The 15,323-nt window shown below is 36.7% G+C and carries 8 protein-coding genes; 3 read left to right on the top strand and 5 right to left on the bottom strand.

From position 1 onward, the window contains the following. Positions 1-257 precede the first annotated feature (257 nt). The 5 genes from BLV91_RS17180 to BLV91_RS08900 all read right to left on the bottom strand — a co-directional run bounded on the left by BLV91_RS17180 (position 258) and on the right by BLV91_RS08900 (position 12,625). Positions 258-7,118: an ice-binding family protein gene (locus BLV91_RS17180; protein ID WP_245709639.1), complete on the bottom strand. Its 6,861-nt coding sequence runs from the start codon at positions 7,116-7,118 to the stop codon at positions 258-260. 500 nt (positions 7,119-7,618) lie between these two features. After that, positions 7,619-8,050, bottom strand: coding sequence for an acyl-CoA thioesterase (locus BLV91_RS08915; RefSeq protein ID WP_091431995.1), 432 nt, complete (start codon positions 8,048-8,050; stop codon positions 7,619-7,621). Then, positions 8,050-9,222 carry an acyl-CoA dehydrogenase family protein gene (locus tag BLV91_RS08910; RefSeq protein WP_091431993.1) on the bottom strand — a complete coding sequence of 391 codons (1,173 nt, stop codon included), beginning with the start codon at positions 9,220-9,222 and terminating at the stop codon, positions 8,050-8,052. Before BLV91_RS08910 ends, BLV91_RS08915 begins: the two co-directional genes overlap by 1 nt. A gap of 31 nt (positions 9,223-9,253) precedes the next feature. Beyond that, positions 9,254-11,404: a 3-hydroxyacyl-CoA dehydrogenase NAD-binding domain-containing protein gene (locus BLV91_RS08905; protein ID WP_091431991.1), complete on the bottom strand. Its 2,151-nt coding sequence runs from the start codon at positions 11,402-11,404 to the stop codon at positions 9,254-9,256. Between the two features lie 21 nt (positions 11,405-11,425). Beyond that, on the bottom strand, positions 11,426-12,625 hold the full coding sequence (locus BLV91_RS08900) for an acetyl-CoA C-acetyltransferase (protein ID WP_091431989.1): 1,200 nt from the start codon (positions 12,623-12,625) through the stop codon (positions 11,426-11,428). Positions 12,626-12,768: 143 nt separating this feature from the next. On the opposite strand from BLV91_RS08900, the gene BLV91_RS08895 reads away from it, so the two are divergent. The 3 genes from BLV91_RS08895 (at position 12,769) to BLV91_RS08885 (ending at position 14,937) form a co-directional block, all read left to right on the top strand. Continuing rightward, a complete protein-coding gene (locus tag BLV91_RS08895) occupies positions 12,769-13,425 on the top strand; it encodes a transglutaminase-like domain-containing protein (protein WP_091431987.1) in 657 nt (218 codons plus the stop codon). Beyond that, positions 13,425-13,994, top strand: a complete 570-nt coding sequence (locus BLV91_RS08890; RefSeq protein ID WP_091431985.1) for a TetR/AcrR family transcriptional regulator — start codon at positions 13,425-13,427, stop codon at positions 13,992-13,994. The genes BLV91_RS08895 and BLV91_RS08890 overlap by 1 nt, the downstream gene beginning before the upstream one ends. Positions 13,995-14,217: 223 nt before the next feature. Next, positions 14,218-14,937 carry a DUF4339 domain-containing protein gene (locus BLV91_RS08885; RefSeq protein ID WP_091431983.1) on the top strand — a complete coding sequence of 240 codons (720 nt, stop codon included), beginning with the start codon at positions 14,218-14,220 and terminating at the stop codon, positions 14,935-14,937. Positions 14,938-15,323 lie beyond the last annotated feature (386 nt).

The following is a 15,323-nucleotide window of genomic DNA, read 5'->3' as shown; positions in this document are numbered from 1 at the left end:
TCCAATTATTCCAACTCTGTTTTCCTATGCATTACTTCTAATTCTGCTTCTTTGTGGCAGAACAAATTCCAAAAAATTACTAGCGCAACCCTCTTTTTTTCGAAACTCTAATAAATTTGGATAAAAAAATTAAAAACGGGAACTCGATGTATAAAAAAACCAATGATGGAAGATTCACTGGTTGTTATTTTCTTTTAATTCTGCCTATTTTCAGGATAGCAAGGCAATAAATCCATCTCCCTGTTGATTAAAAACCGTTATTTTAGAAGGTCGTAAAAAACTTTAGTATTCAATGTCCCTTTTTCATTTTTAAGACGCACCAACAAGATTTGAGTAGCTGAATTGACATTTAATTTATGAACGACAGATCCCTTCAATTTTTTTCGAAAAATTAACCTGCCTGCAATCCCAAATACTGTGACTTCGGTCTCAACAACTACTGCTTTTAAGTCAATAACAAGACGTTTTCCATCCATGTAAACTAGCGCAGCTAATTCTTTTTCTACTACAGTTTTGATGTCAGCTTCTGTAAAATGGAGAATGAAACGATTAACATCATCTGCTTTAGATGATTCAAATTCATAAGAAGTTAATGGTTTAACAGAAGTATAAGTTTTCAACAGACGATCCTCTACTTGTACAAAGTCAAATTCTTTTGAATCAAAATCGAATTTCAGATTATAAAACCCGTCCTTTCCAGCTTTAAATTCCAATGCTACTGAAGGGTTTTCAGATGTATTAGTCAGATAACGCACAGAGTAGTCCTTATTGCTAGATTTCATATATAAACTTGGAGCAGTACCAACGTGACTAAACAGTTTTGAAGTCCCTTGAATACTATCAGAATAACCAAACTGAATTAGGGCCTCATCGCCGCCATTGCCATCCTGAGATTGGATAGCAATACGAATCAAACCATTTTTGATTCTTGAAGTTTTAAACCAATTTCCAGCACCAGTATGAACACGTGTACTGTTATCAAATGCAAAGTAACCATCATTGGCTGCTTTCACAAAATAACCTTGCATAGGCGCTAAAAATCTGGTAATCGAATTGCTTCCTACTCCTGATGCGGAATTGAAAACGCCATAGTTATTCGCAGTAGGATTCCAAACCCACATATCAGTACCACCAGCACTATCTTCTAATAAAGTTCGATCCCAACCCGAAGCTGCCTGCCAATCTACCGAAGAAGGATACGGATTACCTACTAGGTTGAATCCTCTAAGCTCAACTAGTGCTGGATCTAATGTCGCAGTACTCGTAATTGGATAATTTACTGATCCATTATTTAAATTCCCCAAAAACTCTTTTGTAGGATTAGTTTCTTGTACCGAATAAAGATAGCCTCGACCAACAGTAAAATTAACTTCAGGATGTACTGAATTCCAACCTATGGAACTAGCGTCTTGTTTGTATTTAAAACTGAAGGATGGTTCATCCCATAAATACAAGTCATATCCTGTTCCTGTAGCAGGATCACCCGTTCCATAACTACCTACAGGCAACCACGAACCACTAATGGCTTGATTAGATACTGGCGAAGAAAGAAAATGCCAGCCTTCTACAGGACCGCTAATATAACGCTGTACAGTAGCAGGTACATTATTCGAATTATGTAATAAAGAGGCGGTTCCAGTTGCATCTGATTTCAACACAAGCCCAGAGGCACCAGCATTATTGCTAATGGTTTCCATTGCCGTAAGCTGATATAAAGGGGAAACTGAAACTATTTTATTTGCGTTGATTAATAGAGTGTTCGTAATGCTAAAATTAGTATTTAGCTTAACTCCTACTGTATTATCTACTGTAAGATCATATACTTTTTCTCCTAGAAATTGATTGCTCTCAATAGTTTGTACGTCACTTCCAGCATATGATATTAAAGGAGCATTTGTAAATGCATCCAATAATCCTGTTGTAGTAGTTAACTTATTTAACAATCGAAGGTTTCCGTTAAGTACTACATTATTCGAATTATTAATATTCAGATTATAAACTTCATTGTTTTTAAACTCACTGCTGTTAATTGTTTGAACTGTCGATCCAGAAAATTGAATTGTAGAATTTACCGCAGAAGCATATATTGTAGCCCCATTAGAGAATAAGAAATCTCCTTTTAATGTAAGTTTATTACCATTAAGAACAACTCCATATAGAGATTGTGCATTAGTAATATTAGTTACTGAACGGTCTTGATACATGAAGCAATGATTCACAGGAGCCTCATCAAAAATAATATTATCATCGGCCGCAGGAACAATATTTCGTGTCCAGTTTCCTGGTATATTCCAAATAGTGTTAATAGTTCCCTTCCATTTGTTTATAGGTTCATTAAAGCATAGTGTATTGTTATAGATTACACCAGTACTAAAACCTATAGCCCCAGCAGTAGATAGCATTCTTCCTTCAAGATTTCCATTAGCCCCCATTGTATTGGCACCACCGTGAGCAATAAGTGTCCCTTTCATATAACTAAATGCACCCATTGAAATGGCACCTTCCGCTATCCAAAAAACATTACAACGACGTACTCCATTTGTTAAAATCACCTTAGATTGTGCAGCAGTCGCAAATGCACCAGTAAATCTTAAAATGAATAATGCATCTGGGTCACCTTGGCCATCTAAGGTAAGTGTTCCTGCTAAAGATCCCGCTCCGCCAATAGAATAAACTCCTGCCGTTAATGTCTCTCCACCCCCAAATGCAGGAGTGTGAGTTGTATTTGTTGACGGAGTATCAATAAGCTGTGTATAAGCCGCTTGCAAATCTATTTTAGCTTGAGCCGTTACGGCATCAACATTATAAAAAGATCCTTCAATTGTTGAACTTTCAAATCCGCTTATAGCTCCACTATCTGAACCAATGTCACCAACTATACCTGAAGGTCCATTATTTGCAACAGCACCAGCACTTGTAAAGAGTACAAAATTGGCAACTGTCCCTAAGATGTTATTATTACAGCTATTATCGCATTTAATAGGAATAGCTATGGGTCCTTCTGGTACCGATAGTGCTCCAGGACCAAAATTTATTGCCCCACTTGAAGAAAGCATTCTTCCTTCGAGATTACTACCTGTAGGAACGGTAATAGCACCTGGGTATGCAATAAGAGTTCCCTTTAAATCACTTGAAGCACCAGCCGAAATTGCACCTTGAGCTATCCAAAAAACGTTGCAAGCACGAGCGCCGTTAGCTAAAATAATTTTAGAATTTGCCGCTACTGTAAAAGCTCCTTCGAATTTAATAATAAATATAGCATTAGCATTTCCTTGACCGTCTAATGTTATTGGCCCTGTTAAGGAACCTGCACCTGCAATCGCATATACACCAGCTGTTAGAGTTTCGCCTCCAAAAGCTGCGGCATGAGTTGTATTTGTTACAAATACATCACTAAGATGAATATAAACTCTAAGTAGATCAATTTTAGCTTGAGCGGTTGTAGCATCAGCATTGTAAATTGTACCTGCTGTTGTAGGTGCTCCAAAACCTGTAATAACGCCATTATTTGAACCTATATCACCACTCACTGTTGACGTTCCTGAATTCGTAACTGCACCAGCAACCGTATAGGCAGCAAAGTTGGTAAGAATTCCCAAATCAAGTAACGGACCACTAACTTCAATAGTAACACTTGCAACTACTTTATTTCTAGACACGGCCGTGCAAACACCGTTAGTTGCCTCAGCATAATAACTGGTGGTAGACGAAATAGCTGGTGTATTAAAAGTTTCTCCTGATCCCAGAGATACACCTCCGCTAGCTGTAGCATACCAATTAATATCACCAACAGAAGCGGTGGCACCCAAAGTTACCGTTCCGGTTCCAGTTCTTGAACCAGCTGTCGTGCCAGTAATTGTAGCTATTGCGTTAACTGTTACAATTATAGTATTGGAATTAGCCGAAGTACAAACTTCACTTGTTACAACAGCACGATAATACATTGTCGCAGTAAGTATCCCCATTTGAGATCCCGTTAAAGTCGATGCGGTCGCGCTTGCAATATTAGTAAAAGTAGTGTTATCGGAAGACGATTGCCATTGGATAGTACCAGTTTGACCTGATAAAGTGATATTTGTTGGAGTACTTCCGCTGCAAATATTCTGGTTGGCGGATGCTGTACCGCCAACGCTTGCAGCATTAACTGTTACTGCCAAGGTTTGAGCTGAACTCGTTCCACAGGTGTTGGCTGCAGTCACAGTAATGTTTCCGTTTTGACTGACACTTCCTGTTGTTACAGTAATAGACGTTGTGTTTTGACCAGCAGTTATCGCCCATCCTGTTGGTACCGTCCAAGTATAAGTTGACGCGTTATTTACGTTGGAGATGCTATAACTCTCACCTGCTAATGATGGACATTGTGTTGCTGTTCCTGTGATTGTTCCGGGTGTTACTGGTGCTGCTGGACTAACTGTTACTGCCAAGGATTGAGCTGAACTCGTTCCGCAAGAGTTGCCTGCTGTTACGGTGATGTTTCCATTTTGACCCGCACTTCCTGTTGTCACTGTAATAGATGTTGTTCCTGATCCTGCTGTAATTGACCATCCAGTGGGTACGGTCCAATTATAAGTTGAGGCGTTCGCTACTGCTGAAATACTATAAGTCTGACTCGCTAATGCTGGACATTGTGTTGCTGTTCCGGTTATTGCCCCTGGTTCAGAGGGTATAGGGTTTATTGTGGCAGTAACTTTTGTACGTGTACTTTCGCATCCCCCTGCATTAAGAATTGAAACCCAATAAATGGCCGTTTCCACAAGCACCTCGGTTGTGTAGCTGTTATCAGAATTGTCAGGACTTGTTTTCAACAATGTACCTCCAACAGTTGCGTTATACCAGCGGTATTTTTCTCCGGAGACAGCTCCGGCAGCAGACAAGGAAGCAGTAGATCCTATACAAATTGCTGAGGCTGTGGTTGTCGGTGTAACCTGAACTATATTCAACGTATAATCCTCTACTTCACCATCAAAACCTTTATCACAAGAATTCGAACCAACTTGCCATTTTGCTGAAACTCGCATACGGGTTTTACCAATGGCTGCACCACAGGGAATAGTTATACTTTTAGGACTTCCATCGGTTGACCCGTTGGGTACGTTAGTTGCACTACCAAGGTCAAACGTTTCATTAGCATCTTCAAAATCTCCATCCTGATTCCAATCTATCCATGCCTTTCCGAATACAGTATAGTCTCCATCTGTATTTATGTTAACCACCAAGGGATAAGAACTACCAGGTTTAACATCCGTTATTTGGGAAGTATAATCACTATAACTGGATGGTTTCGCACTAGTGTTACTTATCGTATTAAAGTTAATTGATGTTATACTAGTACTATATTCCATATTTCCATTTGAATCGCATAGGTCCATTGAACTTCCATTAACTGTGACTTCGGCTGTCCCTCCTCCTCCCGAATTAGTTATATCTCCAGTATATGCAACACCTGTTACTGTTGGTAGAAACTGAACGTAAATTATTGTTTCAGAAAGATTTGCAGTTGAAAACGGAACGATTAACGAAGAGCTAAAACCTGAACTGGGAGATAATGACACTTGAAAATTACTGGGAGCTGTTACAGTTATATTTCCTGGATAACTACTTAAGTATTGCCCCGATAAAGTATAGTTATTTGTCGAAGAAGTACTTCCACTTGGAACATAGCCAAAGTCAAGTGTAGACGGAGTTACATTTAGCGGAGAATTGATTGTTGCAAGAACGGCAGTTCTGGTTGCAGATGTACACCCATTATTTGTCACATCAACATAATAAGTTGTGGTTGTTGAAATACTAGGAGTAATAAAACTTGTACCCGTTCCCAATGAGGTTCCTCCAGTTGAAGCAGCGTACCAGTTCAGGGTGCCTGCAGAAGCTTTAGCATTAAGAGTTAATGTCCCTGCACCATTTCTTGATCTAGGAGTAGTTCTAATAATATATGGGCATATCGACAACCCTATAAAGTCAATTATTTGTATTTCATGAACCAATGTATTTCCACTTCTGTGGGACCAGTGAGCTGCTTCATTTAGTGAATTAAAATAATAATTCCTCCACCCTCTACCATAAGCAGTACCCGTTCCACTTGTATACGAACTTCCCAAAATAAGAGATTGTCCCAAATCCGTCAAGCCAGCCGTAGAGATATCTATAATCGATTCATTTGCTAAGCTTTGAGTGTCTGAAAATCGAGTCACATTCATACTAGAATTTACTAGTACATGTACGAAATGTCGCTCTGAGGAGCCATCGTGATTAGCATTAAAATTCCAATTTACTTTAGTGGTTCCATTAGGAGTATATATAGGATAGTTATCAGCAATGGCTTCATTAGCACCGCTATTACTGTCACCTTTATAGGTATGCCAAATGAACGCATTGCTATAGGAGCCTACGTCAAATATACTTCCCCCTGTTCCTGTGGCCGAGCTGTTCAGAGTAATTGTTCCTGAATCACTTCCGCCAGTTCCAGAGTCTCCATGACCTACAGACCAATTACTACCTGTAAACTCTACAACTTCAACTCTGGCACTTACAGTATTGGTAGCTCCACCCCTATGGTAATTCAGTGTATTCGTTCCGGAGCAATACAACATAAGACTATTGGCTGCCCCTCCATTTTGGGTATCGGTTGTTTGAACAGAATAAAAAGGAATACATTTATTTATATTGGCTGGTGTTGCACTCATTGCCAGCGACTGAACGGCTGTTCCAGCGACCGGAGTAACAGCAGCTCTGTGTCTTACAATAATTTCATTGGGGCCTCCAACGGAGCCAATATATTCAACAATCATTATATTGACCCTCGTTGTAATTGCAGCACCGGCACCTCTAGAAAACACAATGGTATTTGCATTAGAAAAATAAACAGAACAAGACATTCCACGAGCTTCAATAGTAGAGCTTGATCCAAATGGACCAGCCCCATTACGTCTATTGTTACTTACTATAATAAATGCTTTTTTAAGATCATTAACACCAGTAAAATTAGTAGGAGCCGTTATTGTTAGCCCAGAACCAGGAACATCAAATTGTAAATGTTGTATTTTAAAGTCTGGAGTTTGTGAATAAGAATAACTTGTTACTAAATAAGTTAGTATAAAGAATAGTAATTTTTTTACCATAAGGATCGGAGCTTTATTGCATCGCGTTCTAGAGAATAACGAATTAAAAGGTTTTGCTTTAATAAATAAAGTAAGTTATTTTCATAGTTGAAGGTACTTCAACTCCGTTTTTATAAATGTTTAACATGATAAAATCAATTGATTATCTCAAATAAATACTATAAAACTCTGACTAACAACTACTAACAGAATAGACTCTTAAATAAGATTAAAAATAATTTTCATTATTTAAGAAAGTTTCAACAAATATATAAATAAAAGCCCTTTATACAGGGCTTTATAGCAATAATCGGCTTCTCTAACCTCAAACGATAATTAATTGTGTATAATCCAATTTCGCTTTATAGCGTTAAAAAAGACTTAATTAAAATTGCAACTTTAATTGTTTGTTAACTAAGTAAAGTACCTTCCCTTTTGCACAAAAAAAAGCCATCCCAATTAATTTAAAAATACAACAGCACTTATAAACGGAAATGACTTTAGTACATAATAATTAAAGATCATAAGCCTTCCAGCTTATTTATTTCGAGAATTAGCTCTTCTGGCACAGGAATTTTCTTTTGGGTTTTATAATCAAAAGGGATTACTTCCTGTGTTTTTATGGCTACCAGCTTTCCCGTATTCTCGCTGTAATAAAAGGATTTTAGTACTAATCTGTCATCCTTAATTTCTTCCATTTTAGTGCCAATGTGAATCGTATCTGGATATACAACTGGAACAATATACTTAACCGACTGAAAACCTAAAATGGGAGCAAATTTAATTTGTTTTTGTTCGGGTGAAAATACCCCTAGAGCAGTAAAATATTCGATCCGCGCCGTTTCACCCCATTTGACATAAATCACATTATTTACATGCTGCATCGCATCCATATCTCCCCATTGCACTTTAATGGTCGAAATCACCTTATATTCTTTTAATAGTTCTTCCATTATTTTAAAATGTCTTTAAATAATCCACGTGCTATTAGTATTTTCATGATTTCATTGGTTCCCGCATAAATACGCGCCACACGATTATCAGCATACATTCTGGCAATTGGATAATCCCACATATAGCCGTAACCGCCAAATAGTTGCAAGCATTGATCGACTACATTTCCGCACATATCAGTTGCCGAGTATTTAATCATTGAAGCACTTTCAGATGTTAGTTTATGATCTACTAATAATTCGATGCAGCGATCTAGAAAAGTCTGATGTATTTGCATTTGCGTGCTGCACTCTGCCAATTTAAACTGTGTATTTTGAAATCCGGCAATAGGCGTATTAAAAGCGGTACGTTGCGTCGTGTATTCAACAGTACTTTCAATGGCACCCTCTGCAGTTGCTACTGCAAAAATACCAACCGTTAATCGTTCTCGAGCCAACTCCTTCATCATGATTTTAAACCCCATTTTTTCGTCACCAAGTCGGTTTTCCTTCGGCACTTTTACATTATCAAAAAACAACTCACAAGTATCCTGAGACTTCATTCCTATTTTTTTAAATGGAATCCCCTTGGTAAACCCTTCAATTGAAGATTCCATAATAAGCAAGGTAACTCCTTCCTCTTCAGTATTTGGATTGGTTTTTACCGCTACAATTGCCATGTCACACATAAATCCATTGGTGATAAAGGTTTTCTGTCCATTTACTAAATAATGATCCCCTTTATCAACTGCAGTTGTACGAAGTGCTTTCAAATCACTTCCGCAATTAGGTTCGGTCATTCCTATCGCAGTAATTATATCGCCTTTGGCCATTAATGGCAAGTATTTTTGTTTTTGTGCCTCGGTTCCGTAATTCAATAAATAAGGAGCAACAATATCAGAATGCAAAGAAAATCCAGGACCACTTATTCCCTTTTTTGCAAACTCTTCAATTAACAAAGCATTAAATGTAAAATCTAATCCTCCCCCACCGTATGCTTCAGGCATATCGATACACAATAGTCCTAATTCTCCAGCACGTTTCCATATTTCTCGACTTACCATACCGTTTTTCTCCCATTCATCTACTTGATCCAAAACTTCATTTGCAATGAACTCTTGAATCATGGCTTGCATCATCTTATGTTCTTCTGATGCATAAATTTTTCGTTCTAATAATATGTTCTGTAGCATGTTGTTTTATTTTTTTATAGTTTGTAGTCTTTCAATTATTATAGAAAACGCGACCAGTTCCTGCTTTTTCGATTCGTTTCTTTAAGCTATCAGGTAAAGCAAATCGCTCTCCGTACTTAAGTGCTAATTTTTCACTGTATACAGCAAATTCCTCTGCTCCCACATAATCAATGTACGACATTACTCCTCCTGTATGAATGGGAAAACCCAATCCTAAAATAGAGCCTACATCCGCGTCTTTAGGTTCCCTAATTACGCCCGAATCTAAACATTTATACGAATCGATAACCATTGCAAATAACAATCGTTTACCAACTTCTTCTTCTTCAAAATCAGCTTGGGGAGGATAAATTTTAGTCCATTCTTTCCAAATTGATTTTTTCTCGTTTTTGGGATAATCATAAAATCCTTTCCCTTCTTTTTTACCAGTTCTTCCATGAACTTCGATAATTGTTGCTAAAGTATTCTTCAATTGAATTTCGTGAGCCGTTAAATTTGGGTCTTCACTCATAATATCCAACATTAGTTTCAAGTTAACCTCATCCGAAACTGCTAATGGTCCCACTGGCATCCCTATTTTTTTAGCCACATTTTCTATTACAGCTGGCGGAACACCTTCTGTAAGCATGGCTATTCCCTCATTGATATATTTCCCGAATACTCTGGATGTAAAAAATCCGCGACCATCATTTACTATTATAGGCACTTTTCTAATCGCAATTACATAATCTATGGCTGCCGCCAAAGTTTTATCGCTGGTTTCTTTACCTACAATAACCTCCACCAAAGGCATTTTTTCTACTGGTGAAAAGAAATGCAATCCAATAAATTTATCAGGTTTAGAAGAGGCTTCCGCTAGTTTTGATATTGGAATTGTTGATGTATTTGAAGCATAAATTACATCCTCTTGAATTACTTTTTCTGTTTCTTTTGTAACTGAATTTTTGAGTTTTTCATTTTCAAAAACAGCTTCAATAACTAAATCACAAATGGCTAAATCGGAATCGGAATCTGAAGGTTGAATTTTTTGAAGCAAGGCCTCTATTTTATCCCTGGTCGTCAATCCGTTTTCCAGCTTTTTCTGTTCTTGCGCTTTTACATAGTCTTTCCCGTTTTCCGCTTTTTCTAAACTCACATCTTTTAGAACAACCTCTAATCCAGCCTTAGCATTTACATAAGCTATTCCTGCTCCCATCATTCCTGCTCCTATAACACCAATTTTTTTGAAAATGACAGTATCATAGCCTTTGGGTTTCGACTTTCCTTTAGCCGCATCGTTAATATAAAGAAAGGAAGCTCGAATTATATTTTTAGTTTCTTTACTAAATAAAGTATCTACAAAATACCTCGCTTCAACTTCTAATGCTTTATTAATATGGCAAGCTGCGCCGTAATAAATAGCACTCAGTACATTTTTAATATGTGGTAAATTCCCGTGTGTTGTTTTATAAGCCATGGCATTAGCAACACTAAAAAACTCACTTACACCTGAAACCTGCCCTACACCCAATGGAGTTCCAGGAACTTTAAATCTTTTATTATCCCAAGGTTGCTCGCATGTTCCTTTGGTTAAAATCCAATTTTTTGCCAACGCAATAATATCGTCTTCTGGACTACAAACTGCATCTACAAGTCCATCTTTTAAGGCTTGTTCTGCCGTTAATTTTTTAGATTGTGTAATGTATTGAATAGTTTTTTGTGAACCCAGCATTCTTAAAAAACGTTGTGTACCTCCCGCCCCTGGGAACAGACCTACAGAACATTCTACCAATCCTATCTGACTTTTGGGATGATTACTCATAATCCTATGATGGCATGCCAAAGCGACTTCACAACCTCCTCCAAGTGCTAAACCATTTATCGCTGCTACGACAGGTTTGCCACAAGTTTCGATTTTCCTTAAATGAGTATTAGTCTGCATCAGCATCTCAAAACATTCCTCTTTGGATTTATCATAATTCAAAAACCATTTCAAATCGCCACCAGCAATAAAGTCTTTTTTGGCGGAAGCAATAACAATACCTTTTACAGCGTCATCTTCTATAGCTTGATTTATAGTCGAAAAGAATTCAGCCATAGCAACCTCATTCATGATATTTACCGGAGAATCTGCCACATCCCAAGTTAAGATTGCAATACCGTCTTTATCAATACTATATTTTATATGTTTAATATTATTCATAATCTAAAAGATAATCAATTTTTAAATACGTTCAATAATTGTTGCTATTCCCATTCCGCCTCCAACACATAAAGTAGCCAGCGCCGTACTCTTATTCTGACGTTCCAGTTCGTCCAAAGCCGTTCCTAAAATCATACAACCTGTAGCTCCTAACGGATGTCCCATGGCAATCGCCCCTCCATTAACATTCACTTTTGAATGATCAATATTAAAATGATCCATCAATCGCATGGGTACAACAGCAAACGCTTCATTAACTTCAAAAAGATCAATATCAGTTACATTCATCTTAGTATTGCGTAACGCTTTTTTGGTTGCTGGAATTGGTCCTTCTAACATAATCAATGGTTCGCTACCAATTACAGCTCCCATTTTTATTCTTGCACGAGGTTTTAACCCTAATTTCTCTCCTATTTCTTTAGAACCAATCAGCATTAACGATGCACCATCTACAATTCCCGATGCATTTCCTGCATGATGCACATGATTAATTTTTTCTACATCTAAATATTTATCTATAGCGGTTTGATCAAATAACATTTCTCCCATTTTCTCGAAAGCTGGAGATAAACCAGCTAAGATTTCGAGTGTGGTATTGCCTCGAATATATTCATCCTTCGCTAAATGAACTAAACCATTAATATCTTTTACAGGAATTAACGATTTATCAAAAAAACCATTCTTTTGCGCCATTGCAGCCCTTTTTTGAGAAGCTAATGCAAAATGATCAACATCATTTCTAGAATAGCCATACTTAGTAGCAATAAGATCAGCAGAGATTCCTTGAGGAACAAATTTCCCAAAAGCAGCTTCGGGTTCCATTACCCAGGCAGAGCCATCAATTCCCATAGGAACCCGGGACATCGACTCTACGCCACCGGCTATAATCAAATTAGACCATCCCGACTTTATCATGGCTGCCGCTTGATTGACGGCTTCTAACCCTGATGCGCAATACCTATTTAAAGTAACAGCGGATAAGTGATCTCCGTAATTCGAACATTGCGCAGCCACTTTGGCTATATTCCCTCCTTGCTCACCAGTTTGAGTCACACAACCTAGAATTAAATCCTCGACTAAGCTTGTATCTAAATTGTTTCTTTCCTTTAAAGCAACAAGCAAAGTCGTTAGCAATTGTACTGGGCTAAGCAGCGCTAAAGAGCCTGTATTTTTTCCTATGCCCCTAGGAGTTCTAACTGAATCATAAATATATGCGTCCATTTTTTTTATTTAAAGTTACCAAATGGTAACATTAAATAAAAAATGTGACCATACGGTAACAAATATAGTTTTATTTATTTAATTTTGAAAAATTAAAATCTTACTATTGCAAATGACCATTAAGGTTACTTTTTTAATTCTATATGAAACAATACACCGAAGAAACATTTCATTTCGATCTGTCAAATGAAAAAATACAAAATGCAGTTACTTTTCTAAATAGCGAAGGACCGTTAACGGAAAAAGAGTTTGCCGTAAAGGCCTATCTATATGTACGTGATAACTGGCCATATTATCCCTATCGATTTAGTTTAATCAATGAGGATTGGCGGGCTTCGGAATTAATAGCACACAAAAGAGGCCACTGCATAGACAAAGTAGTGATTTTGATAGCAATCCTGAGAGCGGTCCATATTCCGGCAAGATTGGGACTCGCAAAAGTTAAAAACCACATCGCAGTGGATCAAATTGTAGAAAAGTTTGGCTCCGATGTATTGGTTCCCCACGGATATATAGAAATGTATCTTGACTCCAAATGGATTAAAGCAACTCCAGCTTTCAATAAAGAGCTATGCGAACTTCTAAATGTTCATCCTCTTGAATTTGACGGAGAAACCGACTCGGTATTTCAAGAATTTGATAAAAACGGTAATCAAGAATTTATGCAATATCTTCAAGATTACGGGACTTTTAACGAAGTACCCTTACCTTTTATGTTTCAATTGATGAAAGAGCATTACCCAAAAATAAATGAATCAGGTATTACCTTAGGAGGCGTTTTAAATCTATCCAATTTATAATGAAAAAAGACAGAGCCGCAACAGAGGACAAAATTTACAAAGCCTTTCTAGACATCCTCAAGGAAAAAGGACCACAAGGTGTTGGAATTAATGCGATTGCTAAAGAGGCAGGCGTGTCAAAGGCACTTATCTATCGTTATTTTGGCGGAATGAAAGGTTTGCTATTGACTTTTGCCCAAAAAGGAGATTTTTTTAAATCTCTTTTGGCTATTGATGAGAAAAAAGACAATCTTGAAAATTTAAAAAGTTTCATCAAAGAAGGGACTAAAGAACTTCGTGAAAATGTGTTGACACAGGAAATTCTACGCTGGCAACTAATCGAAAATAATGAGGATACGAAAAGTCTTTTTAAATATTTCAACGCACAAGTAGGAAAAACATTTGCAATAGAAGAAAAAGATAAAACACTTAATGCTGCTTTTCAGCTACAGTTAGGCGGATATGTTTATTTTACCTTACTATCAAAATTTAATAAAACCTTTATCGCCACTGATTTGACATCCGAAACTACTTGGGAAAATTTTGATGAAGCTATAGCAAAAACAATAGAAATGTTTAGCAAACCATAATGCGATAATACACCTTAATTATGTCAGGATCTTATTGTCCATACATCTTAGTGTTCGCTACATTTTATTATAAGAAAAAGAATAGAATTTATCGAGCAGAAAAGTTCACTATTTTAATCTGACAGTAGCCAGCATTTAGGAAAATTATAAAAATGAACTGAATTCTTTTGTACTTTTGAAAATTCAAAACAAGTTAAGATATAACAACTACTCCCTACTATAAATGAAAATCTATTACCTACACGACGGAAATGAAAATAAAGGTCCTTTTACCTTTGAAGAGTTAAAGTCTAAGAACATAACTAGAACAACTCCCGTTTGGTGTGCAGGCATGGAAGACTGGAAGACAGCTGCGGAAGTAGATGATTTAAAAAGTCTTTTAGCAACAGTTCCTCCGCCCATAAAACCTTTCATGACATTTCCTTCCAATGAAGAAGTGCAAAAAAAAATTAAGAATCATAATATCTTGGGGTTAAGCAGAAGCAACTTCTTTTTGGCTTCTGGAGTATTGGTTTTAGTTATTGTACTACTCATCACCAATAATTTGCAAGAAAACAGAAAAAATAGCTTCGAGCAAAAAAATAATCAGACCGAGAAAAACAACGAGCAGTACCAACTCCAGCAAAAAGAAATTCAGGAGCAAAAGAAACGTATTGCTGAGCAAGAGAGTCTAGAATTAGAGAGGGCAGCAAAAGAGGAAAAACAAAACATAACTAATAGGATATTAGAAATTAAAAATTCACTTTCTGTTAATTACTCAAAGTTAAAGAACGCAAAAATTGAATTAAATAACGCTGCCGATTTTCAATTCTTAAGAACGCCAGAACAAAGAATGGAAGATATCGATTTAGCACAAAACAACATCTCATATTTAAAAAATGAAATTGCAACATTAGAACAAGAGATTAATCTCCTTTATTTAAAATTGGAAAAAATTCGTTGATCGAATTATCTTTCTTTCATTCGAAAAAAAACGTTGAAGCTTTCTATAGCGAAATCCTCAACTTATAGATTTTCGTTTTTAAAGTAAATCATAAATTTTTAAGAGCTAAACCATCACCTCCAAGTGATGTTTTTTTTTATGACTTTTTTTAACAACAGATAATTCTAGAAAAACACAAAAGCACACCTTTTCTTCAACCAACAGCAAATCAACAAAAGCAGATTCTCATGATTTTTAATACAAAAACAACACACAGCCCCTACTAAAATACGTGTAAAATTACAACTTAGTACAAATAAAAATGTTACACCCCATAAATAAATAGGGGGTATGCTCAAAAATACCATTACGAATATTGTGTTTTTTATTAATAGAAATTATTATAT

Source organism: Flavobacterium degerlachei (genome assembly GCF_900106645.1).
GTDB lineage: Bacteria > Bacteroidota > Bacteroidia > Flavobacteriales > Flavobacteriaceae > Flavobacterium > Flavobacterium degerlachei.
The sequence above is the reverse complement of the archived record's forward strand: the minus strand, read 5'-3'. Positions and strand labels throughout refer to the sequence as shown.

What these genes read in the sequence shown, in the direction of transcription:
- BLV91_RS08915 (WP_091431995.1), bottom strand. Translation starts at nt 8,050, where the DNA reads ATGGAAGAACTATTAAAAGAATATAAGGTGATTTCGACCATTAAAGTG.
- BLV91_RS08905 (WP_091431991.1), bottom strand. Translation starts at nt 11,404, where the DNA reads ATGAATAATATTAAACATATAAAATATAGTATTGATAAAGACGGTATT.
- BLV91_RS08890 (WP_091431985.1), top strand. Translation starts at nt 13,425, where the DNA reads ATGAAAAAAGACAGAGCCGCAACAGAGGACAAAATTTACAAAGCCTTT.
- BLV91_RS08910 (WP_091431993.1), bottom strand. Translation starts at nt 9,222, where the DNA reads ATGCTACAGAACATATTATTAGAACGAAAAATTTATGCATCAGAAGAA.
- BLV91_RS17180 (WP_245709639.1), bottom strand. Translation starts at nt 7,118, where the DNA reads ATGGTAAAAAAATTACTATTCTTTATACTAACTTATTTAGTAACAAGT.
- BLV91_RS08885 (WP_091431983.1), top strand. Translation starts at nt 14,218, where the DNA reads ATGAAAATCTATTACCTACACGACGGAAATGAAAATAAAGGTCCTTTT.
- BLV91_RS08895 (WP_091431987.1), top strand. Translation starts at nt 12,769, where the DNA reads ATGAAACAATACACCGAAGAAACATTTCATTTCGATCTGTCAAATGAA.
- BLV91_RS08900 (WP_091431989.1), bottom strand. Translation starts at nt 12,625, where the DNA reads ATGGACGCATATATTTATGATTCAGTTAGAACTCCTAGGGGCATAGGA.